Origin of the sequence: Paenibacillus sp. P32E (assembly GCF_001909085.1) — a bacterium.
GTDB classification, from domain to species: domain Bacteria; phylum Bacillota; class Bacilli; order Paenibacillales; family Paenibacillaceae; genus Paenibacillus_AQ; species Paenibacillus_AQ helianthi.
Window position 1 is genome coordinate 61,398 of the sequence record NZ_LVYY01000035.1, and the last position, 23,943, is coordinate 85,340.

Consider the following 23,943-nt stretch of genomic DNA (forward strand, 5'->3'; position numbering starts at 1 on the left):
AAAGAGCAGTGCGGAAATCCCGCACTGCTCTTTGTATAGCTTCCTTCTTGGGTCAGGCGCATTTGCTAACTGCCAGACTTATTTATGCCGCAGCTGCAGCCTTTTGCTTCTTCCGTTCCTTTGCTGATTTGCGGAAGTACAGCAGCTCATAGATGGCCGGTACCACTACCAGCGTCAGCAGAGTTGCTGCAATCAAGCCGCCGATAACGACGATGGCCAGACTCTGCGAGACGATGCTGCCCTGCTCTGTATGACCGAACAGCAGTGGAAGCATGGCACATACCGTAGCGATAGCTGTCATTAGTATCGGACGCATCCGTGTTCCGGCTGCTTCAATGATGGCCTCGCGCACAGTCATATGCTCTTCATTCTGCTTAATCCGGTCGATCAGCACAATCGCATTCGTGACGACGATACCGATCAGCATCAAAGCTCCGAACAATGCGGTGAAGTCAGGGGTCACACCGGAAATAATCAAGGCGACAACGGCTCCGATGGCCGCGAGCGGCAGGGAGAACATAATAGCCAGCGGTGCTCGCAGGGTCTTGAACGTCAAGACCATGATCAGATACACCAGACCGATGGAGATCAGTGCCGTCATGCCAAGGTCGCTGAAGTCTCCGGCCTGATCCGCCGAAGCCCCGCCTGCGAACAGCGTTACTCCTTCGGGAAGTGTAATACTGTCCGTTTGTTTTTTGATATCCGCTCCAATAGCCGACACTTTCTTCGGATCGACCTCAGCTGTAATACGCACATAGGGTTTGCCGTCCTTATGGTAGAGCATGGCTGGCTGATCGGTGACCTCAAGGGTAGCCAATTTCGAGAGCGGCTGCGGCCCTCCGGCGGTCATGATCGTAATATTTTGCAAATCCTGCTGCGACTTCGGTTGCAGCACAGGCTCCAATACCACTCCGGCAGGGGAACCCTCCAGCTCCATTTGCCCCATCGGCACCGGATTCAGCATCGCCGACAGCTGCATGGAAATTTCCTGTGCATTCGCTGCAGCCGGATTCACCTTGAACGCGAACACCGGCTTGGTATCTTCCATGTTGCTGGTGACCTTTTTTACGCCGTCTACCGTTTTTACTTTAGCGGCTACGGACTGGGCGACTGTCTTAATGGATGCCAGATCGTCCCCAACAATATCAACATACTCACTGGTCGAGCCTCCACCCATCATGCTGGACTCATTTGCAGTCAGGGTTGCTCCCGCATAGGATTCCTGAAGGCCACGGATATGATCCAGGAACGCCTGTGCATCCGCATCCTTCTTCATCATTACGGTGTATTTCACCTGGGTCAGAGAAGACACTTCGCCCCATTGCGCCGAGTCTGCGCTGTTGCCGGTCATCATGATCACGGTCTCCGCCTGCGGCTGCTTCATCAGTTCCGCTTCCAGCTGTTTGCCCTTCTCCAGCACTTCCTTCACTGGAACATCATTCGGATAGACCAATTGTATGGTTACATTGCTGGCATCGGATGCATCCAGCGCCCCCTTCGGCATAGTAACATAAGCGGCAACGGAACCCACCAGCAGCACCAGACCAAGAGTCAGGGTAATCCACTTGTAGTGCAGATTCCATTCCAGAAAACGGCCGAAGCCTCTGGATGGCTTGTGCTCCTTCAGGGAAGAGCTGCGCAGCAGCCAGGAGCTTAACAGAGGGACAACTGTCAGCGCCACTACCAGTGAAGTTAACAGGGAGTAGGTCACCGTCAGCGCGAACGGCAGCAGGAAGGCTTGCAGGCTTCCGTTCAGCAGACCCATGGGCAGGAATACAGCAACTGTAGCTATAGTCGATGTAGTGATGGCCCTTGCCACCTCGCGGGTAGCACTGATGATCATGTCAATGGAGAAAGGCTCTTTCTGCATCCTGCGGTGAATATTCTCAATAACGACAATACTATCGTCGACCAGCCGCCCGACTGCGACGGCGACGCCACCCAGCGTAACAATGTTCAAGGTAATGCCGGAAACGTCCAGCAAGTATAGAGTGACCGCCAGCGACAGCGGAATGGATACCGCCGTGATCAAGGTAGCGCGCACATTGCGCAGGAAGATCAGAATGACGATCGTCGCAAATAATGCACCGAGCAGCACTTCACGCATCATACTGTTGACGGAGGTGACAACCATATCCGCGGTGCTGAAAATGACGGCAACCTCAGCATTTTTGTTCGATTGGGTCAGGTCTTTCGCAACCTCGCGCACCTTATCGCCCACATCGACTGCATTGGCATTCGCTTCCTTGGTGATGATGGCGAACAATACATCCTTCCCGTTCGAGCGGCTGACACTTTCCTGGTCGGTCACCGCTTGAACAGCAGCTATATCCTGCAGGGTTACACCTGAGGCGACCGGCAGCTTTTTCAGTGTGTCAATGCTGTCTATGGAGGAAACCACATTTACATTCCCCGTCTGTCCGCCAAGGGTCTGCTCCCCAATCGAAGCTGATACGCTGCGTCCCTGAAGCAGTCCCAACACCTGGGATGTGGCAACGCCCTTTGCAGCCATCGCCTTTGGATCAAGCTTCACATGGACCTGCGGAGCCGTTTTGCCGTATAGGGCTACGTTCGCTACCCCATCGATTTTTTGCAGTTCAGGAATGATCTTATCTTCAGCAAGCTTCAGATTATCCTTGGTCATCCCTTCGTCGAAGGACATCGTGAGCTCGGAGATCGGAATCATAGAGGTGTTCAGCTGTACAATGAACGGGTCCATGACGCCTTCCGGGAAATGCAGTGCGCGGACAGCCTTTTCAACCTCCTGCGTCGCATCCTTCATATTGGTTTTGCCGTCAAAATAAATATCCACCTTCGCATAGCCATCACCGGAAGTAGACATCTGCTCGGTTTTGCCCTTCACGACTGAGGTTGCCGCCTCAATCGGCTTCGTCACATTCGCCTCCATAGAATGCGCATCCTGGCCCGGGCCGAGCGCCGTAACGGTAATCTGAGGATTATCAGCCTCCGGCATAAACTCCATGGGCAGCGAAGTATAGCTGAGTATACCCACCACCAGCGCCATGACAACCAGGAGGCCTACTGCCCCCTTATTGCCAAAAGACCACTTTGTTAACCATGTCATTTCTCTTTTCCCCTTCCACTTCTGTATGAATTGGTTTCCGTGTGCCTGATCTTTATGTATTGCTGTCATAGCTAAGTGTAGAGCCTTCGGGTGGTCTCCAAAACCTCCCGGCGAAGGGTTTCTCTCTCGGTCTCTAGTCGGGGTTCTTCCCCTTCCGGAGACAGAGCAGCCGGGTGCAGCGGTAAATGCATACAGCAAAAAAAAGCCCTCCTTCCTTCGAAGGAGAACTCATTACCCGCGTATAGTTCATAAACAGAAAAGATAGCCTTACTCCAGATAAAACACTTCACGCAGCGGAACCATCGGGTTCTCCTCATTGAAATCAAAGGAGCCTTCAACCATCTCCGACGTAATGGCGTTCCATCTGTTGCAGGCATCACTCTGGGCAATGTAGGCAAAAGCCGCTTCTTTATCCTTGCATTCAAAGCAATAGAAAAACTGATTGCCATTCTGAAAAATTGAATAATTCGTAATTCCAGCTTTGGAATGCTCCTCCAGAATTTCCGGCCAGGGATTCAGGTGCATCTGCACATACTCCTCCAGGCACTCCTCCTTCACCCGCCAGGTCCAAGCCAATTTGTTGCTGCCCATGATCTCATCCTCCTACACATTTTGTGAACGTATCAGTTCCCATTCATAAGCATAAAGTTAGATTTACTTCCTGACTGTTCTTCGTAATACAGCTTGTATCGTAAGCTTCTCTTAGGTTGGTTAAAGTCTACTTTGAAACTGCCAATAATATGGTACCGCTTACATATTTTTTATGCAACACTTTTCTGGTGAGCTTTGCAAGTACTATAACATGACTGGCTTCATTTGCATTACAATAACTACGAAGAAGGGGATTAGCGGTAAGAACAGTAACAGGTTGTAAAAGACGAAGAATAGATGGAGAACCGGCCATGCCATTGATGACTATCAACGCTGATAAAAATAACAAATATATTTCAGCAGTAAAAGAACTTTATCATAGTTCTTTCCCCAAAATAGAACAAATACCATTTAGAAATATTTTAAAATTATGCGAAAAAGATAAGGCTGCTTTGCTGATATTTACGGATAATCATGAGTTTGTCGATGGGCAAAATCAAGAACAACGCATGAAAAGGAAGTTATTCTATCTAAATAACGGGTATACAGAAGCAGGACTTTCCGTTGAAGACAGAGGCGAAACCTATGATATGCTGATTTCAGGTGGGACCATAGGGAAAGAAGAATATCGTAAACTATTAATATTCACGATGGGAAAGTTTCTCTTTTGGTTTATGGAGCCGAAAGTAGTCCTCAATCCATGATTCAAAGAAAACAGCCCGCCGCTCCGGCGAATGACCGGATACAGCAGGCTGATCTATAACCCTTAGGCATCAAATACTGGCCTATGCACTGATTCCCGTCTCGTTCGGACGAAGAATGGCGGAGCCAATTGCCAGCAGAACCGCGGCCATAAGGCCCAGGATAGCAAACGGCAGCCACAGCTCATTCCAGCCGCCGCCGGTTGCGGCGATATCCACTGCCTGGATCGCCCATTTCTGCGGCATGAAGTTGGCTGCTTTTTGCATATAGTCCGGCATCACTGAGAGTGGCCAGAAGCAGCCGCCCAGCATGCAGGTCGGTGTAAGAATAAGCGCGTTCAGCATGCCTGCGTTGCGCGGATTGCGGACCAGCCCGGCTACTGTGCTGGCAATACCCATGGATACGAGCATAAATGCGGCAAGCACCAGGAAATACAGATATGCGGGAACCTCATAATCATAGCGCAGCACCCATTTTCCAAGGATCAGCACAACCGCAATCTGGATGACTCCGACCATAAAGCTGCCCAGGAAGTTCCCCAGTGCAATCTCATAAGAACGGACCGGAGCACTGAACATCCGCATCATGGTCCGGCCCCTGCGGTCATCCATAATCAGAGATACTGTGCTTGTCACCAAACTCATGAGGAACATTAAGGTCATCCCTGTAATGACTCCGAGGGTTTCCCGGGGATACAGGTCATAATCCGTACGTGTACTTCCCACATCATGCTGCCCGGCCTGCTTCAGAATTGCACCAAACCCGGCTTCAGCATCCCCCGTTCCTCCGCTGACCGCATGTACGGTTTGTGCGGTTTGGAGCATTTCATTTGCGATCGTATTCACTTTCATTTTGAACATGATCGAGGTTTCTGTCGTTCTAAGCTCATAGATATTCAGCTGCGGCTGCTCTCCATGTGCTAGCTGTGCGGTGTACTCTGCCGGAATCCATATCCCCACACCACCCTCCTGCCCGATAACGCCCTCTTTGAGCGCCGCCTCATCCTTTCGCGGAACAAGCTTGTAGTCCCCGGTATTCTCCAATTCGGCAAGCAAATGCTGCCCTGCTGCTCCTGTATCCCTATTGGTATATAGCACGGTTGCCGAATGGTTTTCCATGCCTCCGGTAACCGATATAATAGCGGCGACCACGATACTTGGCAGCAGGATGTACGTGAGGAACCCTTTGCGGGAGCCGATGGTCCGCTTGACCATATTCCAGGCGATCGTGAATATTTTATTCATGGTAACCCACCTTCCGGTATGAAAAAATCACTGCACTGAACATCACGAGACAGATTATCGATATAATGAGCAGGTTCGGCAATATCTGTGACAATTCTGAATGCAGCATCATTCGGATCACCGCCTGCAGCACCCAATGATTAATAGTAACAGCACCAATGGTATTCACCCAGGCGTCCGGCAACGGGGCCATCCCCCCGCTCAGGAATGTCATACATACCGTGATTACACTAATGATACTGCTTGCGCTTGCCGCAGTTTTACTGAATAAACAAATCACAATGGACAGTGTCATGGAAGCGATAATCATCAGCAGACAGAACAGCAGCAGGAGACCCGGGCGATTGCCCCAGTACACGCCGAACAGCCAATTGCTGAGCAGAATAATCGCCAGGCATTGCACAATGGACACGATGCCTACTCCGAGAATTTTACCGATAAACAGCTCTGAACCCTTGACCGGCATAGAGTTGATACGGTGGAGCGTATGGTTATCCTTTTCACTGAAAAGTGAACTGGTCACCGTGATCCCGCTGTAGAGCAGAAACATAAGCAGCATGGATGCCGCGTAGAATTGGGAAGCCGTATAGGTTCTGCCCCCATTATTCAGATCGCCCAGTTTGACCGCTTCATGATCAGCCGGTAAGGAAGCCGACACCGTCAGCGCCTCTGGCCCCAGTGTTGCCACCGCTGCCTGCTTGTAATTCATTGTGCTCAGGAAGTTATCAAACGCCGTTCCCGCCACCATATTGTCCGTACGGTTCTTGCCAAGAATAAACTCCAGCTGCGCTTTTTTACCGCTCTGCACTTCACTGTCGAAGCCACCGGGAACGATTACTGCATAGCCGTACTTTCCGGCGCGGAGTCCGCTCTCTGCCGCCTGGCGGCTCTCTGCTTCTTGCGGGATAATGACCTTCTGCACCTCCGGCAACTTCAGAAAGGCTGCAATCATAGCCGATGGCCCTGCCCCTTCACCTGAAGGATTAACTACCGCCACCCGCACAGGGTCTATCTTGGCTGCGCCTTTGACACCGACCACCCCCGACAGTGAAGCGCCCAGGAGAAAGATCAGTACCAATGGCAGCAAAAACATATTCAACAGCATAGAGCGTGAGCGGAACAATCTGCGCAGCTCATAGATCATAATGGTCCACGTGTTCATGTAAGTCTTCCTCCTTCCTCTAATCCCGCAGGGTCCGTCCGGTCAGGTTAAGAAACAGGCTCTCCAGATCCGGCTCTTCAATATTCAGGGAAGCAATAATTCCTTCATGCTTCGCAAAGATAAATAAAATATCCTGCAATTGGCTTTGCGAGGAGGGCAAATACAGTTCTACCGTATCTTCGCTGAGTTCAACGCGGCTTATCCCAGGATGCTGGCCCAGCTCCTGGATCAGAGCAGGCGTGATTTGAGATGCTTTTATGACAATCTTTTCTTCATGGGCTACCCGTTCCCGCAGCTCGCTTTCGGTTCCACAGGCAATGATATGACCTTTGTCCATAATCGCTACCCGGTCACAAATGGCGGCTACCTCCTCCATATAATGGCTCGTATAGATCACTGTTGAGCCGAGCTTATTCAGCGCCTTGACGGATTCGAGGATATGATTGCGCGACTGGGGATCAATGCCTACGGTCGGTTCATCCATAATGATCAGCTTGGGGCGGTGCATGATTGAGCAGGCGATATTCAGCCGTCTTTTCATACCGCCGGAGAAGGTGGACGGTTTATCCTTAGCCCGGTCGCTGAGTCCGGTGAAGGCCAGCGCCTCCTCGACCCGTTCCTTCAGCAGCTTGCCGCGAAGACCGTACAGCTTGCCGAAAAAGCTGACATTTTCCGCTGCTGTCATATTTTCATATAAAGCGAGGTCCTGGGGGACGAGACCGATTCGCTTTTTGACCTCTAGCGGCTGGTTCATTACGGATAATCCGTCAATCACGATATCGCCGCCATCTGCCTTGAGCAACCCGCAGATCATGCTGATTGTGGTGCTTTTCCCAGCTCCGTTCGGGCCGAGGAGGCCGAAGATTTCCCCCTCCTGAATGCTGAAATTCACGTGATCCACCGTTAACTTCTGATCGTACCGTTTCACCACATCGGTTAGTACCGCAAATGCCATTCTTCATCTCTCCTGTTCCTTATTGCTTCTATGTCTTCATTGTAGCGCAAGAAAAACGCGGCCGAAGGTACGAAAGGTCATTCTTTGGAGGTGACTAAAGTCATCTCCTGAACCAGCGGATTCTTATGTTAAGATAAACATACCAAGCCTATAAAGGATGACCTCCCTTTGACCAGAGAATTGAATGTTCTGCGCTATGCGCTTATTATCATCCCTGCACTGATTGCCATCTATCTGTATGACTATGCCGACTATGAGCTGTTCACCCTTCATTTTCTGCTGCTCCTGCTGATCGTGACTCTGGGCAAGCGGCTCCCGGGTCTCCTTACCGCGCTAGCCGCCGGTGTTGAATGGCTCTATACGGCCTGGCTGTGCCAGCATTACGGGGCGCTGATGATTTTTCCGGCTATTTCGGCACTGCTCTATTACTCCCGACTGGAGCGCAGGCCGGTAGTGCTTGTCTTCTTCGCTCTCCATCTGGCGGCAATCAATGCAGCACTTAGCGGATCCGATCCACGGGTGTGGGTCTTTACGAACCTCACCTTCCTGCTATCTGCCACCTTGAACAGGTTATTGCTGAGATCGGGAAGGGGGCGCGACGAGACCCTATTCCTCTATGATGAGCTGCGCAAAAAACATTTCCAGCTGGAAGAAGCCCGCAGCCGGCTGCTGCAGTTCAACTCCCAGATCGAAGTGGCCGCGCAAGCGGAGGAACGGGTACGGATCGCACGTCAACTGCATGACGACATCGGCCACCGCCTGATCCGGGTCAAAATGATGACCGAGGCGGCCATCCACACCCTGCCGCATTCCTCGGAGAAGGGGATGGAAATGATGAATCAGATCCAGGACCAGCTCTCGGCAAGTATGGACGATATGCGCGCCGCTGTCCGGCGGATTAACTATGGCTCTCAGCTTGAAGGGGCTTACGCCCTGGACCGGCTGCTGGAGGAGCTTGGCCGTCACACGGGCATTGAAACCTCCTACCAGGTGCAGGGCATGCCTTATCCGCTGTATCCCAGCGTTCAGGTTACACTCTACAAAAATGCCCAGGAAGCTCTAACCAACGCTCTTCGCCATGGCCAAGCTACTGCAGTATGGATCAAAGTATCGTATAGCGGACACGAAGTGGTAATGGTGGTGGGCAACAACGGAGAGCGCCCGCAAGACAACCCTCTTGCGAAACTCAGAGGCACGGGCGGCATGGGCCTGCAGGGAATGACGGAGCGGACCCGTCTGGTGCGCGGAACGCTGGAGTTTCAGCTTGAACCGGAATTTGCTGTAATTACCAGAGTTCCAATGCACAGACCACCCGAAAAGCTTCCCCAGTAAACTTTTCACAGACCATTCTGCCTAAAGGAGACAGACCTCTTATGATCAAAGTAGTCATTGTTGACGACGATTCATTTATCCGCGAAAGTCTCAAAGTGCTCGTTGCGCTGGACCCGGACATTGAGGTGGCAGGCGCTGCCGGAGATGGCGATGAAGCCCTCTCTTTGCTGAAGCAGCTTCCTCATACCGATGTGGTACTGATGGATATCCGGATGCCCCACTGCGACGGTGTCGAAGGTACAAAATTAATCAAGGCATCCTTCCCAAGTACCTCCGTGCTGATGCTGACGACCTTCGACGACGATGAATACATCATCGAAGCGCTGCGGAACGGAGCAAGCGGGTACTTATTGAAGAATATTCCGCCGGACCGGATCATCCAGGGTATCAAAACCGTGCATGAGGGCAATCTGCTCATTCATCCCGACATCGCCCGCAAGCTGGCGGGTTTTCTGCAGCCGGCTGCGCGTCCGAAAGAGGTTCCGGCCCGGACACTGGTATCGTACGGACTGACCAAGGCCGAGCTGGCTGTGGTGTCCTCGATTGCAGAAGGCCATACCAACAAGGAGATCGCCGCAGAGCTTTTTTTAAGTGAAGGTACGGTCAAAAATTACATCACCGATATTCTCAGCAAGCTGGGCCTCCGTGACCGGACCCAAATCGCCATCTTCTATTGGAAGAATCAGCGGGAACTATAATTTCGAAAAAAGGCCTGTGCGCCCTGAATATCAGGGAACACAGGCCTTTGGCTTGGTTCGATGGAGTATGCACGTGTAAAAAGGCTAGACGCCGGCGGATTCCTGGTTGGGCTCTACAGTTTCGCCTTTGGCACGTCCCAGCCTCGCTGGCGGCTGGCTCCGGCGGCCTTCTCCAGTCTTCATGGAGATGATACTGAAGATACTGGACGGTTTGGCCTCTGCGGTGACCGAGCCGTCCGGCTCCGGTACTAGTATGATGCCGAGCTGATGATGGTCGCCATCGTAGATCGCGCGCTGGAGGTATTTGCTCTCGCCTTCGCGGTTCTGCACCTCCAGCTTGCAGAATGCGGGATTCATGCGCAGCGCCTCATGCAGCTGCGCGGCATCGGTCAACAGAACCCCGTTGACCTTCAGCAGGATCTCGCCCGGCAGGATGCCCAGCTCCTGCGCGGGGCTGTCCGGCAGCACGGCCAGCACCTTGCGGCCGGCTGCGGGGTGCACGAAGAGGGGGCTTAGACTGCGCTCCTCCAGAGCGCTGTACCAGCCCAGAGCTTCGTGCAGCAGCACCGCGGCGAGCGCCGCGAGCACGGTCAGCGGGCTCCACCAGGCGGCAAGCCCGCTTAACGCCAGCAGGACGATGCTGTACAACAGCAGACGTCCTGCTGTGCGGGCGCTCTTACGCCCGGGCAGCATGCCCTGGGTCATCTCGCTGAAGCCGATGATGACCGGCAGGGACACCAGGCCCAGCCCGCCGCCCAGCAGCGGGTGCCAGGGCAGATCTCCGATTCCTGCGCCCGAAGGTAACAGCAGGAACAACGGCAGCGGCCAGAAGGCCTGCAGCTGATAGCCGCCAACCACCTTGCCGCGCTTGCCTTTGAGAAAGAGCGGCGTGGCCAGCCTTGCGCCTTGCCACCGCGCCAGCAGCGCTTCGGCCAGATGCAGCAGTGCGGCCAGCACCAGCAGTGCGGGGATATCCATCTCACGCAGCGCGGTGGCGATGGTACCTGCAGGTCCGCTCTGCAGGAGACCCGGAAAGAACGACAGGACAAATTGGATGATTCCAAGCAAGCCTATGGAATAGGCAAAACACAAATAACGGACACGAAAGAGCATAAGCACCAGACTGGTGACCCAAATACAGGCCACTGCTGTACCCGTGAGCGAAATCCCCAGGGCCACAGCTGCAAGAGAAACGACGAGACCCATAACGAGACCACTCCATACCGTACGCCAGGTCTCCTGCCCCCAGCTGTGCAGCTTCACATGGATCAGCTTCCGTTCAAACGCTATCTGTCTGCGGTAATAAACAGCAATAAAAAGGATCGCAATATAGTAATAGGGCTGTGTCAGCAAATGTATCACTGCTGTGCCCCAGCTTGTAAGCAGTTCCGGCATTTCATTCAAACCGTTCGTCACACTCCTTTACGTCCGGGTGGTGATGATCTGCAGCGTTTAGCGCCCAGGCCTATTAAGGTTTTAAAAAAAGAAGGCTGGAATCAGCCTTCTTACTTTTTCGACGACGATGCCTGAATTTCCTTCTGAACCTCGGCAATTCCCTTGTTCAGCTGATTGTCATTCACCGGGTCCTGAATTACTTTGATTAGCGCGAGCTCCAGTGATTCGGCGGTCTTCGCATCAATGCTGCCGGTCACCTTCAGCTTGGACGCACTCTGGAATTTCTTCACCGCATCCTTCGTTGCGGTATCGAAATATCCGTCCTTCCGTCCCGGCTTGTAGCCCAGACCGTCCAGCATCGTCTGCGCGCTCTTCACATCCGCGCTGTTCATGTTGTATTGCAGGGTTACGCTTTTGTTAATTGGCGCTACTGAGAAATAATCCGGCTGGGCCACCGCAATATCCGGCTTGATGCCCTTGCCGTGAATCCATGTGCCGTTTGGCGTCAGCCATTTGGCAATGGTAATCTTCAGCAGGCTGCCGTCACCAAGCTGCTTGTCGAAGCTGGTCTGGACTGTGCCTTTGCCAAAGGAGTTTTCTCCGATCAGCTTGGCTCCTGCAGATTGCTGCAGAGCTCCGGCCAGAATCTCCGAGGCACTTGCGCTGCCCTTGTTCATCAGCACGACAACCGGGTAATTTTTGCTTGAGCCTGCAGACTTGCTAACTTCAGTGGGCTTGCCTTTCTGCTCCACCTGAACAATGGCTTTGCCCTTGGCAACGAATTGCTCTGCCATCTCAATTACTACCGGCAGTACACCGCCCGGATCATTACGTACATCAATGACGAGGCCCTTCATGCCCTGTTTTTCCAGCTTGCCAAGCTCTTCCTCGAAACGCTTGGCAGTATTCATGGAGAATTGGGTCACCCCAATGATGCCTACGCCATCCTTACCAAGCTTGGCGTATACTGTTTCCAGCTTCACATCGTCACGGGTAAGTACGAATTCTAGCGGCTCCGCAGAACCGGTACGCTGAATCTTTAAGGTAGCCTTGCTTCCCTTAGGCCCGCGGATTTTGGCTACCGCAGCATTCAGTTCCTTGCCTTCGAGCGTTTCCCCATTGACCGACAGAATCACGTCTTTGGCCTGGAGTCCGGCTTTCTCGGCGGGAGAACCCTTAATCGGGGATACGATGACGACCTTGCCGTTATCCGAGGAGACCTCCGCTCCGATACCAGAGAACGAGCCTTCAATGCTCTCCTCGAACTTCTCAGCGGTTTCCTTGCCCATATAATTCGAATACGGGTCGCCCAGTGCCTCCATCATTCCATTGACGGCACCGTCGATCAGCTTCGTCCGGTCTACGTCCTGGTAATAATAGCCCTCTATGAGGCTCATCGCGGTTCCTAGCTTCTGCGACTCTTTCTCCTGCAGGCCGCCAGACGGTACGACCGCTGCTGCCGCACTTTCACCCGCGGCTTGTCCGAATATATCCGCATAGCCGGTGACGCCCAAAGTCAGCAGGCTGCCGCACAGCAGGGCGGCGACGATCATAAACGCCGCTGTGCTTTTCTTCAACATGATGTTCCCACCGTCCCTTCTTGTCCATCTTATGAAGCCCAAGACACAGCCGTTCTGCAAAGAACGGTATCTCTTCCAGTATATGCCGCAAAGTTAATTAATATTTATTATTAAGCTGAACTTTAGATTTTCATATTAGGGTATAGTCGTAATCCAAGTTCATCTTATCTCGTTCCGCAGCCCTACAGGTAAGGCATCGGATCCACCGGTTTGCCGTCAATCCGCACTTCAAAGTGCAGATGCGGACCGGTGACGCGGCCGGTTGCGCCTGATTCAGCGATGGTCTGGCCCCGTGACACCCGGTCACCTACACTAACCTTAATGCCACCCTCGCGGATATGACCATAAAGCGTCCATACCCCGCCGCCATGGTCGATTACTACGGTATATCCATAACCGCTCCACCATTCAGCCACAATGACCGTACCGGAGTCGGCAGCATGGATGTCCGTCCCTTGCGGAACTGCAAAATCCGTACCGGTATGCATTTTGCCTACTTCACCCGTGACCGGATGTGTACGGAGCCCATAGGGTGAAGAAATCCGCACCGCTCCCACAGGAAGCAGGAATGGCCCGCCTCCACCGGCATAATCGGAGGACTCCCCGCTGCTGTCCGAACTTGAACCTGAATCGCTGCTGGCCGCGCGGGCTTTGGCTGCCGCGGCTGCGGCAGCGGCTCTGCGCGCAGCTTCAGCTTTGGCAGCGGCCGCTTTGCGTGCAGCTTCTTCAGCTTTGATCTGGTCCTTCTTATTCTCAAGCAGCGAACGATCGCTGGCCAGTTGCACCAGCTTCGCATCCTGCTCTTCCGTAAGACCGTCCGATTCCTGAATTTCCTTGTCATAGTAGGCGATAAGCTCCTGCTTCTCCGCCTCCTTCTCCTTCAGCACACTGCGCTGGGACTCCAGATCCGTGTACAGCTGCTTGGCTTGGGCGTATTGCCCTTCGAGCTCCTGTTTCTTGGCAATGACCGTCTGCTTGTCCAGCTTGTGCTGCACCAGGAGGTCCTGATCCTGATCCACTATCATTTTGAGCGAATCCGCCCGGTCCAAGAAATCGGAAAAGCTTGTCGAAGAGAGCAGCACATCCAAGTAGGAGACCGCACCGTCGGTATACATTAGACGGACCCGCGATTCCAGCAGCTTCTCACGGGACGCCACACGCGCTTCTGCCTCATCCAGCTCGTTGGCTGTGACGGTAAGCGATTTCTCCGTGCTGGTGATTTTGCCCGAAATATCGGTCATCTCACCTTTGACCTGAACAATTTGATCCAAAACATACTGGAGATTAAGATTCGTCTTATTCAAATAATGCTTGGCTTCCTGGTTGCGTGAAGCCGCCTTATCCTGCACGGCCTTGGCATCCTGGACCTCTTGCTGCAGCTGCTTCAGCTGCTTGTCGATTTCTGCGACCGTGGTTTTTTTGGCATATCCGTCAGAGGGTTGGAATAGCGTGACAGCCAGCAACACTGCGGTCAATCCGGCAGCAATCTTCTTCAACTCGCACTCCCCGTCCTTTGTCTTGTATGATAGTCAGCTTCACCTTGATGCTGGACCAGACACTATACTTTCAGGAACTTGCGGATCGATACGGTACTTCCCCATACACCGATCAGCACGCCCAGGCCAACGAGCAGCCCGCAGAGCAGAACCCAAATATCTTCGAACCGGATCAGCTGCAGCCCCAGCATTGGATCTCCCTCCACGGAAGCCACGAGACTGCTATAGCCTACATAAAGTGCTCCTGAGGTGACCAGCGAACCGATCAGTCCAATCAGTGCTCCTTCAATAAAGAACGGCCAGCGGATAAAATAATTCGTCGCACCCACCAGCTTCATAATCCCGATCTCCTTGCGGCGGGCAAGAATCGTAACCCGGATCGTGTTGGAGATCAGGAACATCGACATCAGCGCCAGTCCGGCTACAAAAATAAAACCGATGTTGCGTACCGCCTTCGTCACTTTGAAAAGTGTTTCTACTGAGCCCTTGCCATAGTTCACCTTATAAATCGGCTGTTCTTTATGAGTTTTGTTGAGTGCTTCTATCTTCTCCGCCACAAACGGAACCGTTGTTGGCTGGATGACCTCTACCAGCAGCTTGTCCGGCAGCGGATTGTTGTCTTCATCAAAGCCTTCCAACAGCTCGGCGGCATCCGGTCCCATATCCTTACGGAAGTCCTTCAGCCCCTGCTCCTTGGAGACGAACGTCACCTTGCTGACCTCCGGCATGCTGCCGATTTCATTTTCCAGCGTTTCACGCATTTTTTGGTCGGTATTCAGGGTAAGATGCACGTTGATCTGCACCTGGCTGTCCGCCTTGTTAGCGACAGCGTTGACATTAAGCACCAGCAGTATAAAGACACCAAGCACGAATAGGGAGACGACAATGGACGTGATGGAAGCCACCGACATCCAGCCGTTGCGGAATACGTTTTTGAAGCCTTCCCGCACATGCCGCAAGAAGGTTTTAAAACTCATAACCATATTCCCCTCTCACTTGGTCTCTGACAATATTTCCGTTCTCGATAGCCAGTACACGCTTGCGCATTTTGTTGACGATATCCCTGTTATGTGTCGCCATAACAATGGTTGTCCCGCGAAAATTAATTTCGTCCAGCAGCTGCATGATTCCCCACGATGTCTCGGGGTCGAGGTTGCCGGTAGGCTCGTCCGCAATAATGACGGCAGGGTTATTGACAATCGCCCGGGCAATGGCAATCCGCTGCTGTTCCCCTCCTGACAGCTGCGAGGGCTCACGGTTCGCTTTGCTGCGAAGGCCGACTAATTCGAGCACTTCAGGGACGCGTTTTCGGATCACCTTCTTCGGAGCTTCGATAACCTCCATCGCAAACGCAACATTCTCATAGGCCGTCAGCTTCGGCAGCAAACGGAAATCCTGGAAGACTACCCCGATGTTCCGGCGGACATAAGGGATTTTGCGCGGCTTCAGCTTGCCTATATTGAATCCGCCTACCGAGATCTGACCCTTGGTCGGCGTTTCTTCTCTATAAATTAATTTCATAAACGTTGATTTGCCGGCACCGGACGGCCCGACGACGTATACGAACTCATTGCGGTCGATCTTGACGGATACGCCTTGAAGCGCATGGGTTCCGTTCGGATAGGTCTTCCACACATCCTGCATTTCGATCACTTCATCACTTCCCGATTCTGACATATTCCGCTGCAAACCGCAGAAGCTTCCATAAACTGCATGAATACCGCAGGCGTATCTATTGTAACAAATCCGTTACTGCTTGAGTACCCGAAAGTTTTTCGGATATCGCACATATACATAAAAAGAGTCCATTACCATCTGAAAAACTGTATTTCTTCGTAATATAAAACAGGTCTCTTCGCCGGTCCTCCCTATTCATATATATCGGCTATAAAGACCGTTCGTTAAGCCTGTCACCCCTGGCCTGCGCCTTCGTTAGCGCAAATCCGCCCAACAGAAGGAGAACATTCATGAAAACGATCCACGCCGCCCTCATTGCGGTAATTGGCCTGCTCCTGGCTGGCTCACTTATTGCCGGAGGACTTCATTTATATGGCAATCAGCGCACCCTGCCCCCAAAGACCCTTTTGGCCGGCTGGGATGTCGGTGGCATGAAGATTGCCGAGGTGCGAACCGGACTTGCCGCCAGGCTGAAAGCGCTGGAAGTGCTGCCCCTGGTGCTGAAAGCTGAGCCAAATACCGAACTCCCGGTTACGCTACAGCAGGCTGGTATAACGTATGAGGCAGAGGATTTTCTCCATGGGCTGGACACGCTCTCCGGGGGAGGACTGCTGGATCGGGTACGCGCCCGCTGGGGCTTTTCCCGCAGCTGGGAACTCGGGGTTCATCTGGACCTTGCGGTGCTGCAGAAAAGTCTGAGCCCGGCCTGGGAAAAAGAAACCTTCGGGGTTCCTGTGAACGCTGAGCGGCGCATCACCGCAGATGACCGTGTGGTGTATACGCCTGAGAAAACCTCCTATGAGGTGGATTGGCATGCGCTGGAGCTTACCCTGCAGGCGGCGGTGCCCGTGTCATTCCGTAGTGTAGACCGCCTTACGGGTAAACAGATCCTGCTTGAAGTTCCACTTAGCACACAGCAGCCGGAGATCACGCTGAGGGCACTGAAGGAGCAGGGCATTGAGCGGAAGATTTCGCAGTTCAGCACCTTTCTCGGCGCCAGCGGACCCGGTCGCACCTTCAATGTAGAGGCTGCCGCTCAAGCAGTCAACGGTACCATGCTTCCTCCTGGCGCTGTTTTTGATTATGGCAAAGCCATCCAGAAGGCCCAGGCAGATACCGGCTTCCGCGAAGCGCCCGTCATTGTTAACGGCAGGCTTCAGCCCGGTACAGGCGGGGGCATCTGCCAGGTATCCAGCACGCTGTATAATGCTGCACTGCGTTCAGGCCTAGAAATCGTGGAGCGGCGCAATCATTCCCTGCCGGTGGGCTATCTGCCTAAAGGGCAGGATGCCACCTTTTCCGAAGGCAATATCAACTTCCGCTTCCGCAACAACACCGGCAAATACCTGATTATCCATGCTGCTGTCCAAGGGCGCGCCTTAACCGTGAAGCTGTTCGGCACGTTCCCGAAGAATGTTACCTTCCTTGTCCAGTCCCGGACCATAGAGGTACTTACACCTGCCGACAAATACGTGAGCGACCCTTCACTTCCGCGCGGCGGCACCCGGATTCTCCAGAACGGGAAAACCGGCTATATCGTTGAAACGCACATCACCCGTCTCGTGGACGGCAAAGCCGTAGAGAAGAAGCTTCTCTCCCGTGACACTTACTACGCGCAGAAACGCATCATCGCCATCAACCGGGGCGGCATGGGCAAGTCCATCCAACCCGATTCACACAAGCAGCCACTGGTAGAGGATGGGGTGCGGGGGTGAATGGAATGGGGCGAATGGTGCATGAAGTACATGCTGCTGGGTCTCCTGCCTGCGGCAAAAAGACGGCCCGGACATTTAGGGTCCGGCCGTCTTTTTGGAAAGATAAGACTTTATAGGCCTCTGTTCATCTCAGAACAAGGTGTCCGGAGACATGTCAATCCTCCAATATCCGTTCACTTTCTTCAGCTTCACTACTACGCTTTCGTTGGGCCCTTGACCGTTCGTCTGCGGGACACTCAGCCAGGGATAGCTTGTAAGCTAAAATACCCCATTTATAGCCGGATGAAAACGGAAGGATCGCTGATGAAAGCAAAAAATCCGCCCCCCATTTAGCTGGAGACGAATCTTGGATGCTTGGGAATTATTCAGTTGGATCGCCTGCCGCAACTTGCTGCCCGCTATTAGGAGCTTCCGGCGCTTCCTCGTAATAGGCAGTGAAGGCGATATTAGCGGATATGATACTGCCGGATGACTGCTGGAAGCTGAACGAATCCACATTTATAATGCGGGGCAGGAGCTGCAGCGCAGTCATCCAGTTGCGCACACTTGCGTAATCTCCTTCCACCAGCGCTGTCATTTTCAACTTTTTCACCGTAGGAAAAGCGGCTTCGGATGCGCCTGTCATTTCCTGTATCGGATTGCCCACACCCACTGCAAAGCCGATATCCTTAAGCCTGGCATTCGTAAGCGTACCGATGGATCTCAGGTCCAGGATAAGCTGTTCACTGTTATCGCCGCGTGGAAGCTGTGCGAGCAGTGATTCCTGCTCCTGATGATCCGCAGAGGAGCTCTTCAGTTCATTGATTTTATTTTGCAAAAGCCCGTTTTGCTGCTCCAGCTGGGACATCTGCAAGTTTTGTTCCTCAATGGTATGATTTGTCGGACGTACTCCAAGGATAAAAAATGCGAGCAGCAGCAGAAAGAGGACAAGAACGCCAAGCACAATGGGCGAACGGTATTTATTGATCTGTTCCATCATCCTCTGCCTCCCCTTGATTGTTCTGTCCAATGCCCTTCTCCGGATTCCCCTTCGCCAGGTTCACTTTATACACAGCTGTGTATGATTTGGTCAGTGATGCAGAAGCTTGTGAATTCTCCTTCATATCTCCTTCGCTTAACTTCAGTATAGAAGCCTCCACACTAAAAGACATTTTGCGGAGGTTCGCCAAATAGAGAGAAGCATCCTCCATTGCTGGCACGTTCACTGTTAAATCAATGGATGTCAGATAGATATAATTGATTGTCCGGAGCGAACTTCCCTGTGGAAGCCCCTGGGCCAGCTCGTTCAGTACAGAGACGATATTCAGCTTGTACTTCAAAATTTCATCGATGGCTGCTTTACGGTCGAGCTTTACAGAACCGCTGTTATTGAGCTTGCTAAGCTCCAATTGCATCATCGCACTCCGGTCCTGCAGTCCCTGAAGCTGCTCTGCCTGTTCGCTGATCCGGCCCTTGTTGGAGGCAAAATAGATCCCTGTTCCAATGGCCCCCAGCAGCCAGATCCCCGCCAGCACCATGGCCACATAGGGGAAAAGCCTCGCTTCACGGTCTTCTCTGGGAAAAAGATCAATATGCCGGATAGAGCTGCCGAGCGCGGCCCCTGTAGCAACCCGGTAACTGTTCAGCTCAGCATCCTGTGCCGCTTCCACTTCCAGCTGATCCAGATGGACCGGAACGATCTCCTGTTCACTTAAAGACTGGCGCAGCTCTTCATGGAGCTGTCTCCGTACCGTTGAAGTGCCTGTAATCACGATATTACCAATACGCGTACTGCCGTCATGCAGACTGTATTGATAGAAATTCAGCATCCGCGAGATTTCAGCCGTAATCTCAACCATCTGCTCCGGCGACAGACTTACTTCCATTTCTTCTGCTGCCGCCGCTGCTTCAGCTTCATACATAGCCATATCCGGGATAAAAGCTGTCTCTATTCTGCTCTGTTGCAGATCAGCCACATTAATCGTTCGGATAAACACGGGGTTGCCATCCCGGAACATATATATGTCCAGCATTGACCGCTCCAGATGGATCAGCATCGTTTCTGTGAATGCCTCTCCGTGAACGAGATGAATACTGCGGGCCAGGGCAGTGGCCGATATTTCGACAGTGCGTACCCGCAGGCCAGCGCTCTCCAGCAGATCAATATACTGCTGAATCGGCAGCCGCGGCGCAGCAAATACAAGCAAATGCGTCTGATCCCCGTCGAAGTCGACCCCGGTTGTAACATAATCATAGACAGGATTGTCAAAAGGCAGGTGAAGGCCAGTCTCGACCTCCAGCTTCACAAGCTGATCCAGCTGCTTCTCATTGGTGCTGGGAATGACCATCTGGCGGATGATGATTTGCGCCGGAGGGATAGCCAAAGACACCTTCGCCCCGCGCAGCCCCTGCTGCTTCACCCAAGGCTTGAGGACATCCAGCAGCGCCTCGCTGTCTGCGATCTGGTTCTCAACGATCATGCCTGGAGGCAGAGCCAGAGTCCCTTTTTTGCGGACCTCCCATGTCTTGTTGTGCTTTAAGCTGATATAGCGGACCGCAGATTCCTCAATGGATATCCCGATCGCCCGATGACCTGGTACAAGCATGTGATATTGATCCTCCTAACCGATAAACGAGAGATACGCGCCAATGATGTCCGAACCATACACAAAAGCAAGCAGGGTGCCTGTCACCAGAAAAGGCCCAAACGGCACATGCTGTTTTTTGCCGATAACGCCAACTAGCTGTAAACATCCTCCTACCGCAGCACCGAGTGCGCAGGCTATTAGAAAAGCCAGAATGACACCTTGCCAGCCGACAACCCAGCCCAGCAGCGCAAACAGCTTAACATCGCCCATCCCCATGCCGCCAAACAGAGCCATCAGCAAAAGAATTCCGCCGCCGCTCAACGCGCCAAGCAAATGATCCCAAAGTACCCCGTCCCCCATCCAAGGCACCAGCACAAGAAAGAGAGGCAGAAAAAAGAGCAGCACTTTGTTGGGAATCAGCATGTATTTCAGATCGGCTACCGTGATGATGACTGACAGGCTTACCAGAAGCAGCCCTGCGATTCCTTTCAGCGTAAGCCCCAGCTCCAGATACATCCACAGGAACAGTAGCCCGGTAGCCGCTTCTCCAAGTGGATATACAGGAGATACCTTCGCTCCGCAGTGACGGCATTTCCCGCCGGATAATAAATAGCTGAATACCGGAATCAAATCCCGTGCACCAAGCCTGGTATTGCACTTAGGACACCGCGATGGCGGATACACCAAGGATTCACCTACCGGTACCCGCAGTCCCACAACATTAAAGAACGAGCCGAGTACCAGGCCGAGTAACATAATATAGCTTGCGATTATTATAGTCATAGTGGCTTAGTTCCCTTTCGGGGATTGTGAAAAAGGAACCGGAATGGGTCCGATTCCTTTGGACTTCTAAAAATAGCGGTTAGGACTATCTGCTTGATCCTGGTTTTCCACTCATTACTTCATCAGCACTAAATGGAGTCGGATCTGTCGAAGCTGTTGTAGTTAATGTAACTTGATTTAATGTGCCATCTGTATTAAAAGTTACAGTCCCACCATCAATTTTATCTTTAGTACTAGGTAAATAAAGCGGGTCTTCTAGATATCCCTTAGCTTGCAAGGTACCAGCAGTTGCCTTTGGTCCAATTGTGACAGTTAGACCTGGAGTAGAAGTGAACTTACCTTCCAATTCTGAAGTTACATAAAGACGTGCCGCATCATATACCTGTCTAGCTGTAGCAACATCAGCATCTTTTCTGGATTTAGATATAACATTAGTAATCATAGGAATCGCAATCACCGCAATAATCCCTAAAATAACGATAACCGCCAAAAGCTCAATCAGTGTAAACCCCTTTTGATTTTCTTCCTTGCTGAGTCTTCTTTTCAATGCCTGTGCCAACATTTGATTTCCCCCTTGATATTTAGTAGTGGTATGTCGCAACAATTCCCCCATCTTCGAGCACCAGCAAAAACTCTTGGACTACGCGCCGCCCTCCCCGGCGTTACCCCTTTCCATATGTACAACGAAGCGCAAGGTCACATATTGCTATATAGACTGAACATCGGCAGCATAATGGCTGCCACAATAACCCCTACCACACCTGCCAGAAAAGCAATCAGCAGCGGCTCCAGCAGTGACTTCAGCCGGTCGACCGTGTTCTCTACGTCCATTTCGTAGAAGTCGGCCACCTTGGACAGCATCGTGTCGAGTGCCCCGGTCTCTTCTCCGATGGCAATCATCTGTGTAACCAGCGGCGGAAACACCCAGGCCTTCTTCAGCGGCTCGGAGAGCGGATTACCCTGACGCAAGGAATCACCAGCGCTGCGGATGTACTGTCCAATTACTTTGTTGCCCGCCACCTCCTCCACAATCGCCAGCGATTGCAGAATCGGGACAGAGCTGGCATAGAGTGACGAGAACGTGCGGGTGAACTGGGCGATCGAGCCTTTCTGATTCAGCTTGCCGAACACCGGTACCTTCAGCTTGGCATAATCAATCGCATACGCCCCCCGCTCCGTCCGTTTGGCCACCTGGAAGGCAGTCACCAGCAGCAGCACGCCAAACAGCCAGAAATACCACTGTCCCTGAATACTTTTACTGAGAGCCAGCACCAGCTTGGTAATCGCCGGCAGCTCCGCGTTCATCGACTCGAACATGGTGACGAACTGTGGCACAATCGCCCACAGAAGATATATAACTGCCCCAATAGCCATCACTCCGACAGTTATAGGATAGGTTAGCGCGGATTTGATCTTCTCAGTTGTCGTGTGCTGCTTCTCAAAGAACATCGCAAGCCGCTCAAGCGTACCTTCCATATTGCCGGACTCCTCACCTGCACGAATCATGCTGACGAACAGCGGAGGGAAAATCTTCTTATGGTCCTGCACCGCCTGGGAGAATGAAATCCCCCGCATCAGGCTGGAGCTGACATCCTGCAGCGCTTTGCGCAGCGGTTTGCTCTCCGTCTGTTCTGCCAGAATCCGGGTACCCTCCAGGATGGACACCCCGGCACGCATCAGTGTAGCGAACTGGCGGCAGTAAATAATGAAATGGATCGTCTTGACCGGCTTCCCGATATATAGCTCCATTTGCAGAATAGAGGTCTTACGTTCCACCAGAGAAAATACGGTCAGGCCGCGCTTACGCAGCTCCTCCATCGCAGCCGGCTTATCTGAAGCAGTCAGCTTGCCTTTGATCGGCCTGCCTGCGGCAGTTTTTACCTGATATTCAAACAGAGCCATCAGGCGTTCACCTCATTTATGTATACTTTGGCCGCTTCCGGGCGAACAAGCCCCTGTGCCAAATAGTCACGTATGCTCATCTCCAGCGTGTGCATACCCAGCGTGCGGCTCGTCTGCATGACATTCTTGATCTGATGAGTCTTGTCGGTGCGGATCAAATTGGCAACAGCCGGAGTATTCACCAGTATCTCCGTTGCGCACAGGCGTCCCCGGCCGCCGGCTCTTGGCAATAATCGCTGGCTGATGACAGCAAGCATGACGGATGCAAGCTGGGAGCGGATTTGCCCCTGCTGCTGTCCCGGAAAAGCATCGATGATCCGGTCAATCGTCTGCGGTGCATCTGTTGTGTGCAGCGTGGCAAGTACCAGATGCCCTGTTTCGGCGGCTGTGATGGCCGCAGCCATCGTCTCCAGATCACGCATCTCCCCGACAAGAATCACATCAGGGTCCTGCCGGAGTGCGGCACGCAGTCCGCTCGCGAAGCTTCCGGTGTCACTGCCCACTTCCCTCTGATCCACCAGGCATTTGCCATGCCTGTGAAGAAACTCGATGGGATCTTCAAGGGTAACGATATGCTTGCTCTCCGATTGATTAATGGAGTGGATCATAGCGGCGAGCGTGGAGGATTTCCCGCTGCCCGTCGGGCCGGTAACCAGAATGAGGCCTTGGGGTTTAGCCGCCAGGGAAGCCAAAAGTGGTGGCATGCCCAATTGTTCCAGAGAAGGAATCTCTGCCGGAATCGACCGGGCGGCAATGCTGATGCCGCTGCGCTGCCGGTAGACATTCACCCGGTATCTGACCCCATTATCCAGCGGAAAGGAGAAGTCGATCTCTCCCGACTCATCAAAAACCTTACTATGGCGCTCCCCCATCAGTATTCCGGCCATAGCTGCTGACTCCCCGGATGTGACAAGCTCTCCTTCAATGGGTTGAAGTGTGCCGTCAATCCGTATCACCGGCGGAGAGCCTACAGAAATGTGCAGATCAGAAGCTTGGGAAGAATATGCAGTGTGCAGCAGTTGAACTATGTCTCCCGTCGATGTCGGCATGGTCTTCCTC

Annotated in this window: 20 protein-coding genes; 4 read left to right on the top strand and 16 right to left on the bottom strand. The window is 52.8% G+C overall.

What is annotated here, in order from left to right; genetic code table 11:
* Positions 1 to 82 precede the first annotated feature (82 nt).
* Together A3848_RS23175 and A3848_RS23180 are read right to left on the bottom strand one after the other, a co-directional pair.
* Positions 83 to 3,085: an efflux RND transporter permease subunit gene (locus tag A3848_RS23175; RefSeq protein ID WP_074087248.1), complete on the bottom strand. Its 3,003-nt coding sequence runs from the start codon at positions 3,083 to 3,085 to the stop codon at positions 83 to 85.
* Between the two features lie 267 nt (positions 3,086 to 3,352).
* Positions 3,353 to 3,676, bottom strand: coding sequence for an L-rhamnose mutarotase (locus A3848_RS23180; RefSeq protein ID WP_074087249.1), 324 nt, complete (start codon positions 3,674 to 3,676; stop codon positions 3,353 to 3,355).
* Between the two features lie 320 nt (positions 3,677 to 3,996).
* Between A3848_RS23180 and A3848_RS23185 the strand changes: the two genes are divergently transcribed.
* Positions 3,997 to 4,380, top strand: coding sequence for a hypothetical protein (locus tag A3848_RS23185; RefSeq protein ID WP_178382065.1), 384 nt, complete (start codon positions 3,997 to 3,999; stop codon positions 4,378 to 4,380).
* Positions 4,381 to 4,461: 81 nt separating this feature from the next.
* On the opposite strand, the gene A3848_RS23190 is transcribed toward A3848_RS23185, so the two are convergent.
* Genes A3848_RS23190 through A3848_RS23200 form a run of 3 tightly spaced genes read right to left on the bottom strand, consistent with a single transcriptional unit; the run spans position 4,462 to position 7,739 of the window.
* Positions 4,462 to 5,622, bottom strand: coding sequence for an ABC transporter permease (locus A3848_RS23190; protein ID WP_074087251.1), 1,161 nt, complete (start codon positions 5,620 to 5,622; stop codon positions 4,462 to 4,464).
* Positions 5,615 to 6,784, bottom strand: coding sequence for an ABC transporter permease (locus A3848_RS23195; RefSeq protein ID WP_074087252.1), 1,170 nt, complete (start codon positions 6,782 to 6,784; stop codon positions 5,615 to 5,617). Before A3848_RS23195 ends, A3848_RS23190 begins: the two co-directional genes overlap by 8 nt.
* 19 nt (positions 6,785 to 6,803) lie before the next feature.
* On the bottom strand, positions 6,804 to 7,739 hold the full coding sequence (locus A3848_RS23200; RefSeq protein ID WP_074087253.1) for an ABC transporter ATP-binding protein: 936 nt from the start codon (positions 7,737 to 7,739) through the stop codon (positions 6,804 to 6,806).
* Between the two features lie 168 nt (positions 7,740 to 7,907).
* On the opposite strand from A3848_RS23200, the gene A3848_RS23205 reads away from it, so the two are divergent.
* Both A3848_RS23205 and A3848_RS23210 read left to right on the top strand, forming a co-directional pair.
* Positions 7,908 to 9,071: a sensor histidine kinase gene (locus A3848_RS23205; RefSeq protein WP_083612310.1), complete on the top strand. Its 1,164-nt coding sequence runs from the start codon at positions 7,908 to 7,910 to the stop codon at positions 9,069 to 9,071.
* 41 nt (positions 9,072 to 9,112) lie between these two features.
* Positions 9,113 to 9,769, top strand: coding sequence for a response regulator transcription factor (locus tag A3848_RS23210; protein WP_074087255.1), 657 nt, complete (start codon positions 9,113 to 9,115; stop codon positions 9,767 to 9,769).
* An 84-nt stretch (positions 9,770 to 9,853) separates the two neighbouring features.
* On the opposite strand, the gene A3848_RS23215 is transcribed toward A3848_RS23210, so the two are convergent.
* The 5 genes from A3848_RS23215 to ftsE all read right to left on the bottom strand — a co-directional run bounded on the left by A3848_RS23215 (position 9,854) and on the right by ftsE (position 15,893).
* Positions 9,854 to 11,173 (bottom strand): PDZ domain-containing protein, encoded by a 1,320-nt coding sequence (locus A3848_RS23215; protein WP_371916099.1) that lies wholly within the window; start codon positions 11,171 to 11,173, stop codon positions 9,854 to 9,856.
* 101 nt (positions 11,174 to 11,274) lie between these two features.
* On the bottom strand, positions 11,275 to 12,744 hold the full coding sequence (locus A3848_RS23220; RefSeq protein ID WP_074087256.1) for a S41 family peptidase: 1,470 nt from the start codon (positions 12,742 to 12,744) through the stop codon (positions 11,275 to 11,277).
* A 182-nt stretch (positions 12,745 to 12,926) separates the two neighbouring features.
* Positions 12,927 to 14,240, bottom strand: coding sequence for a murein hydrolase activator EnvC family protein (locus tag A3848_RS23225; protein WP_074087257.1), 1,314 nt, complete (start codon positions 14,238 to 14,240; stop codon positions 12,927 to 12,929).
* A gap of 62 nt (positions 14,241 to 14,302) precedes the next feature.
* Positions 14,303 to 15,217 carry a permease-like cell division protein FtsX gene (gene ftsX / locus A3848_RS23230; RefSeq protein WP_074087258.1) on the bottom strand — a complete coding sequence of 305 codons (915 nt, stop codon included), beginning with the start codon at positions 15,215 to 15,217 and terminating at the stop codon, positions 14,303 to 14,305.
* Positions 15,207 to 15,893: a cell division ATP-binding protein FtsE gene (gene ftsE, locus A3848_RS23235; RefSeq protein ID WP_074087436.1), complete on the bottom strand. Its 687-nt coding sequence runs from the start codon at positions 15,891 to 15,893 to the stop codon at positions 15,207 to 15,209. Before ftsE ends, ftsX begins: the two co-directional genes overlap by 11 nt.
* A 314-nt stretch (positions 15,894 to 16,207) precedes the next feature.
* On the opposite strand from ftsE, the gene A3848_RS23240 reads away from it, so the two are divergent.
* The gene (locus A3848_RS23240; RefSeq protein WP_074087259.1) at positions 16,208 to 17,632 is read left to right on the top strand and encodes a VanW family protein; all 1,425 of its coding nucleotides are present in this window, start codon (positions 16,208 to 16,210) and stop codon (positions 17,630 to 17,632) included.
* A 361-nt stretch (positions 17,633 to 17,993) separates the two neighbouring features.
* Here the strand turns inward: A3848_RS23240 and pilO are convergent, their stop codons facing one another.
* The 6 genes from pilO to A3848_RS23275 all read right to left on the bottom strand — a co-directional run bounded on the left by pilO (position 17,994) and on the right by A3848_RS23275 (position 23,933).
* Entirely contained in the window at positions 17,994 to 18,608 is a 615-nt protein-coding gene (pilO, locus tag A3848_RS23250) for a type 4a pilus biogenesis protein PilO (RefSeq protein ID WP_074087261.1), read from the bottom strand.
* Positions 18,592 to 20,217 (bottom strand): pilus assembly protein PilM, encoded by a 1,626-nt coding sequence (pilM, locus tag A3848_RS23255; protein WP_074087262.1) that lies wholly within the window; start codon positions 20,215 to 20,217, stop codon positions 18,592 to 18,594. Before pilM ends, pilO begins: the two co-directional genes overlap by 17 nt.
* Before the next feature lie 15 nt (positions 20,218 to 20,232).
* Positions 20,233 to 20,982: a prepilin peptidase gene (locus tag A3848_RS23260; protein WP_074087263.1), complete on the bottom strand. Its 750-nt coding sequence runs from the start codon at positions 20,980 to 20,982 to the stop codon at positions 20,233 to 20,235.
* Positions 20,983 to 21,067: 85 nt separating this feature from the next.
* On the bottom strand, positions 21,068 to 21,544 hold the full coding sequence (locus A3848_RS23265; RefSeq protein WP_143192448.1) for a type II secretion system protein: 477 nt from the start codon (positions 21,542 to 21,544) through the stop codon (positions 21,068 to 21,070).
* 134 nt (positions 21,545 to 21,678) lie between these two features.
* Entirely contained in the window at positions 21,679 to 22,884 is a 1,206-nt protein-coding gene (locus A3848_RS23270) for a type II secretion system F family protein (RefSeq protein ID WP_074087264.1), read from the bottom strand.
* Positions 22,884 to 23,933, bottom strand: a complete 1,050-nt coding sequence (locus A3848_RS23275) for a type IV pilus twitching motility protein PilT (protein ID WP_074087265.1) — start codon at positions 23,931 to 23,933, stop codon at positions 22,884 to 22,886. The genes A3848_RS23270 and A3848_RS23275 overlap by 1 nt, the downstream gene beginning before the upstream one ends.
* Between the last annotated feature and the right edge of the window lie 10 nt (positions 23,934 to 23,943).

Coding starts and splice junctions, on each gene's coding strand:
- ftsX (WP_074087258.1), bottom strand. CDS start 15,217: ATGAGTTTTAAAACCTTCTTGCGGCATGTGCGGGAAGGCTTCAAAAAC.
- A3848_RS23270 (WP_074087264.1), bottom strand. CDS start 22,884: ATGGCTCTGTTTGAATATCAGGTAAAAACTGCCGCAGGCAGGCCGATC.
- A3848_RS23185 (WP_178382065.1), top strand. CDS start 3,997: ATGACTATCAACGCTGATAAAAATAACAAATATATTTCAGCAGTAAAA.
- A3848_RS23210 (WP_074087255.1), top strand. CDS start 9,113: ATGATCAAAGTAGTCATTGTTGACGACGATTCATTTATCCGCGAAAGT.
- A3848_RS23240 (WP_074087259.1), top strand. CDS start 16,208: ATGAAAACGATCCACGCCGCCCTCATTGCGGTAATTGGCCTGCTCCTG.
- A3848_RS23265 (WP_143192448.1), bottom strand. CDS start 21,544: ATGTTGGCACAGGCATTGAAAAGAAGACTCAGCAAGGAAGAAAATCAA.
- pilM (WP_074087262.1), bottom strand. CDS start 20,217: ATGCTTGTACCAGGTCATCGGGCGATCGGGATATCCATTGAGGAATCT.
- A3848_RS23180 (WP_074087249.1), bottom strand. CDS start 3,676: ATGGGCAGCAACAAATTGGCTTGGACCTGGCGGGTGAAGGAGGAGTGC.
- A3848_RS23175 (WP_074087248.1), bottom strand. CDS start 3,085: ATGACATGGTTAACAAAGTGGTCTTTTGGCAATAAGGGGGCAGTAGGC.
- A3848_RS23275 (WP_074087265.1), bottom strand. CDS start 23,933: ATGCCGACATCGACGGGAGACATAGTTCAACTGCTGCACACTGCATAT.
- A3848_RS23200 (WP_074087253.1), bottom strand. CDS start 7,739: ATGGCATTTGCGGTACTAACCGATGTGGTGAAACGGTACGATCAGAAG.
- pilO (WP_074087261.1), bottom strand. CDS start 18,608: ATGGAACAGATCAATAAATACCGTTCGCCCATTGTGCTTGGCGTTCTT.
- A3848_RS23260 (WP_074087263.1), bottom strand. CDS start 20,982: ATGACTATAATAATCGCAAGCTATATTATGTTACTCGGCCTGGTACTC.
- A3848_RS23190 (WP_074087251.1), bottom strand. CDS start 5,622: ATGAATAAAATATTCACGATCGCCTGGAATATGGTCAAGCGGACCATC.
- A3848_RS23195 (WP_074087252.1), bottom strand. CDS start 6,784: ATGAACACGTGGACCATTATGATCTATGAGCTGCGCAGATTGTTCCGC.
- A3848_RS23220 (WP_074087256.1), bottom strand. CDS start 12,744: ATGTTGAAGAAAAGCACAGCGGCGTTTATGATCGTCGCCGCCCTGCTG.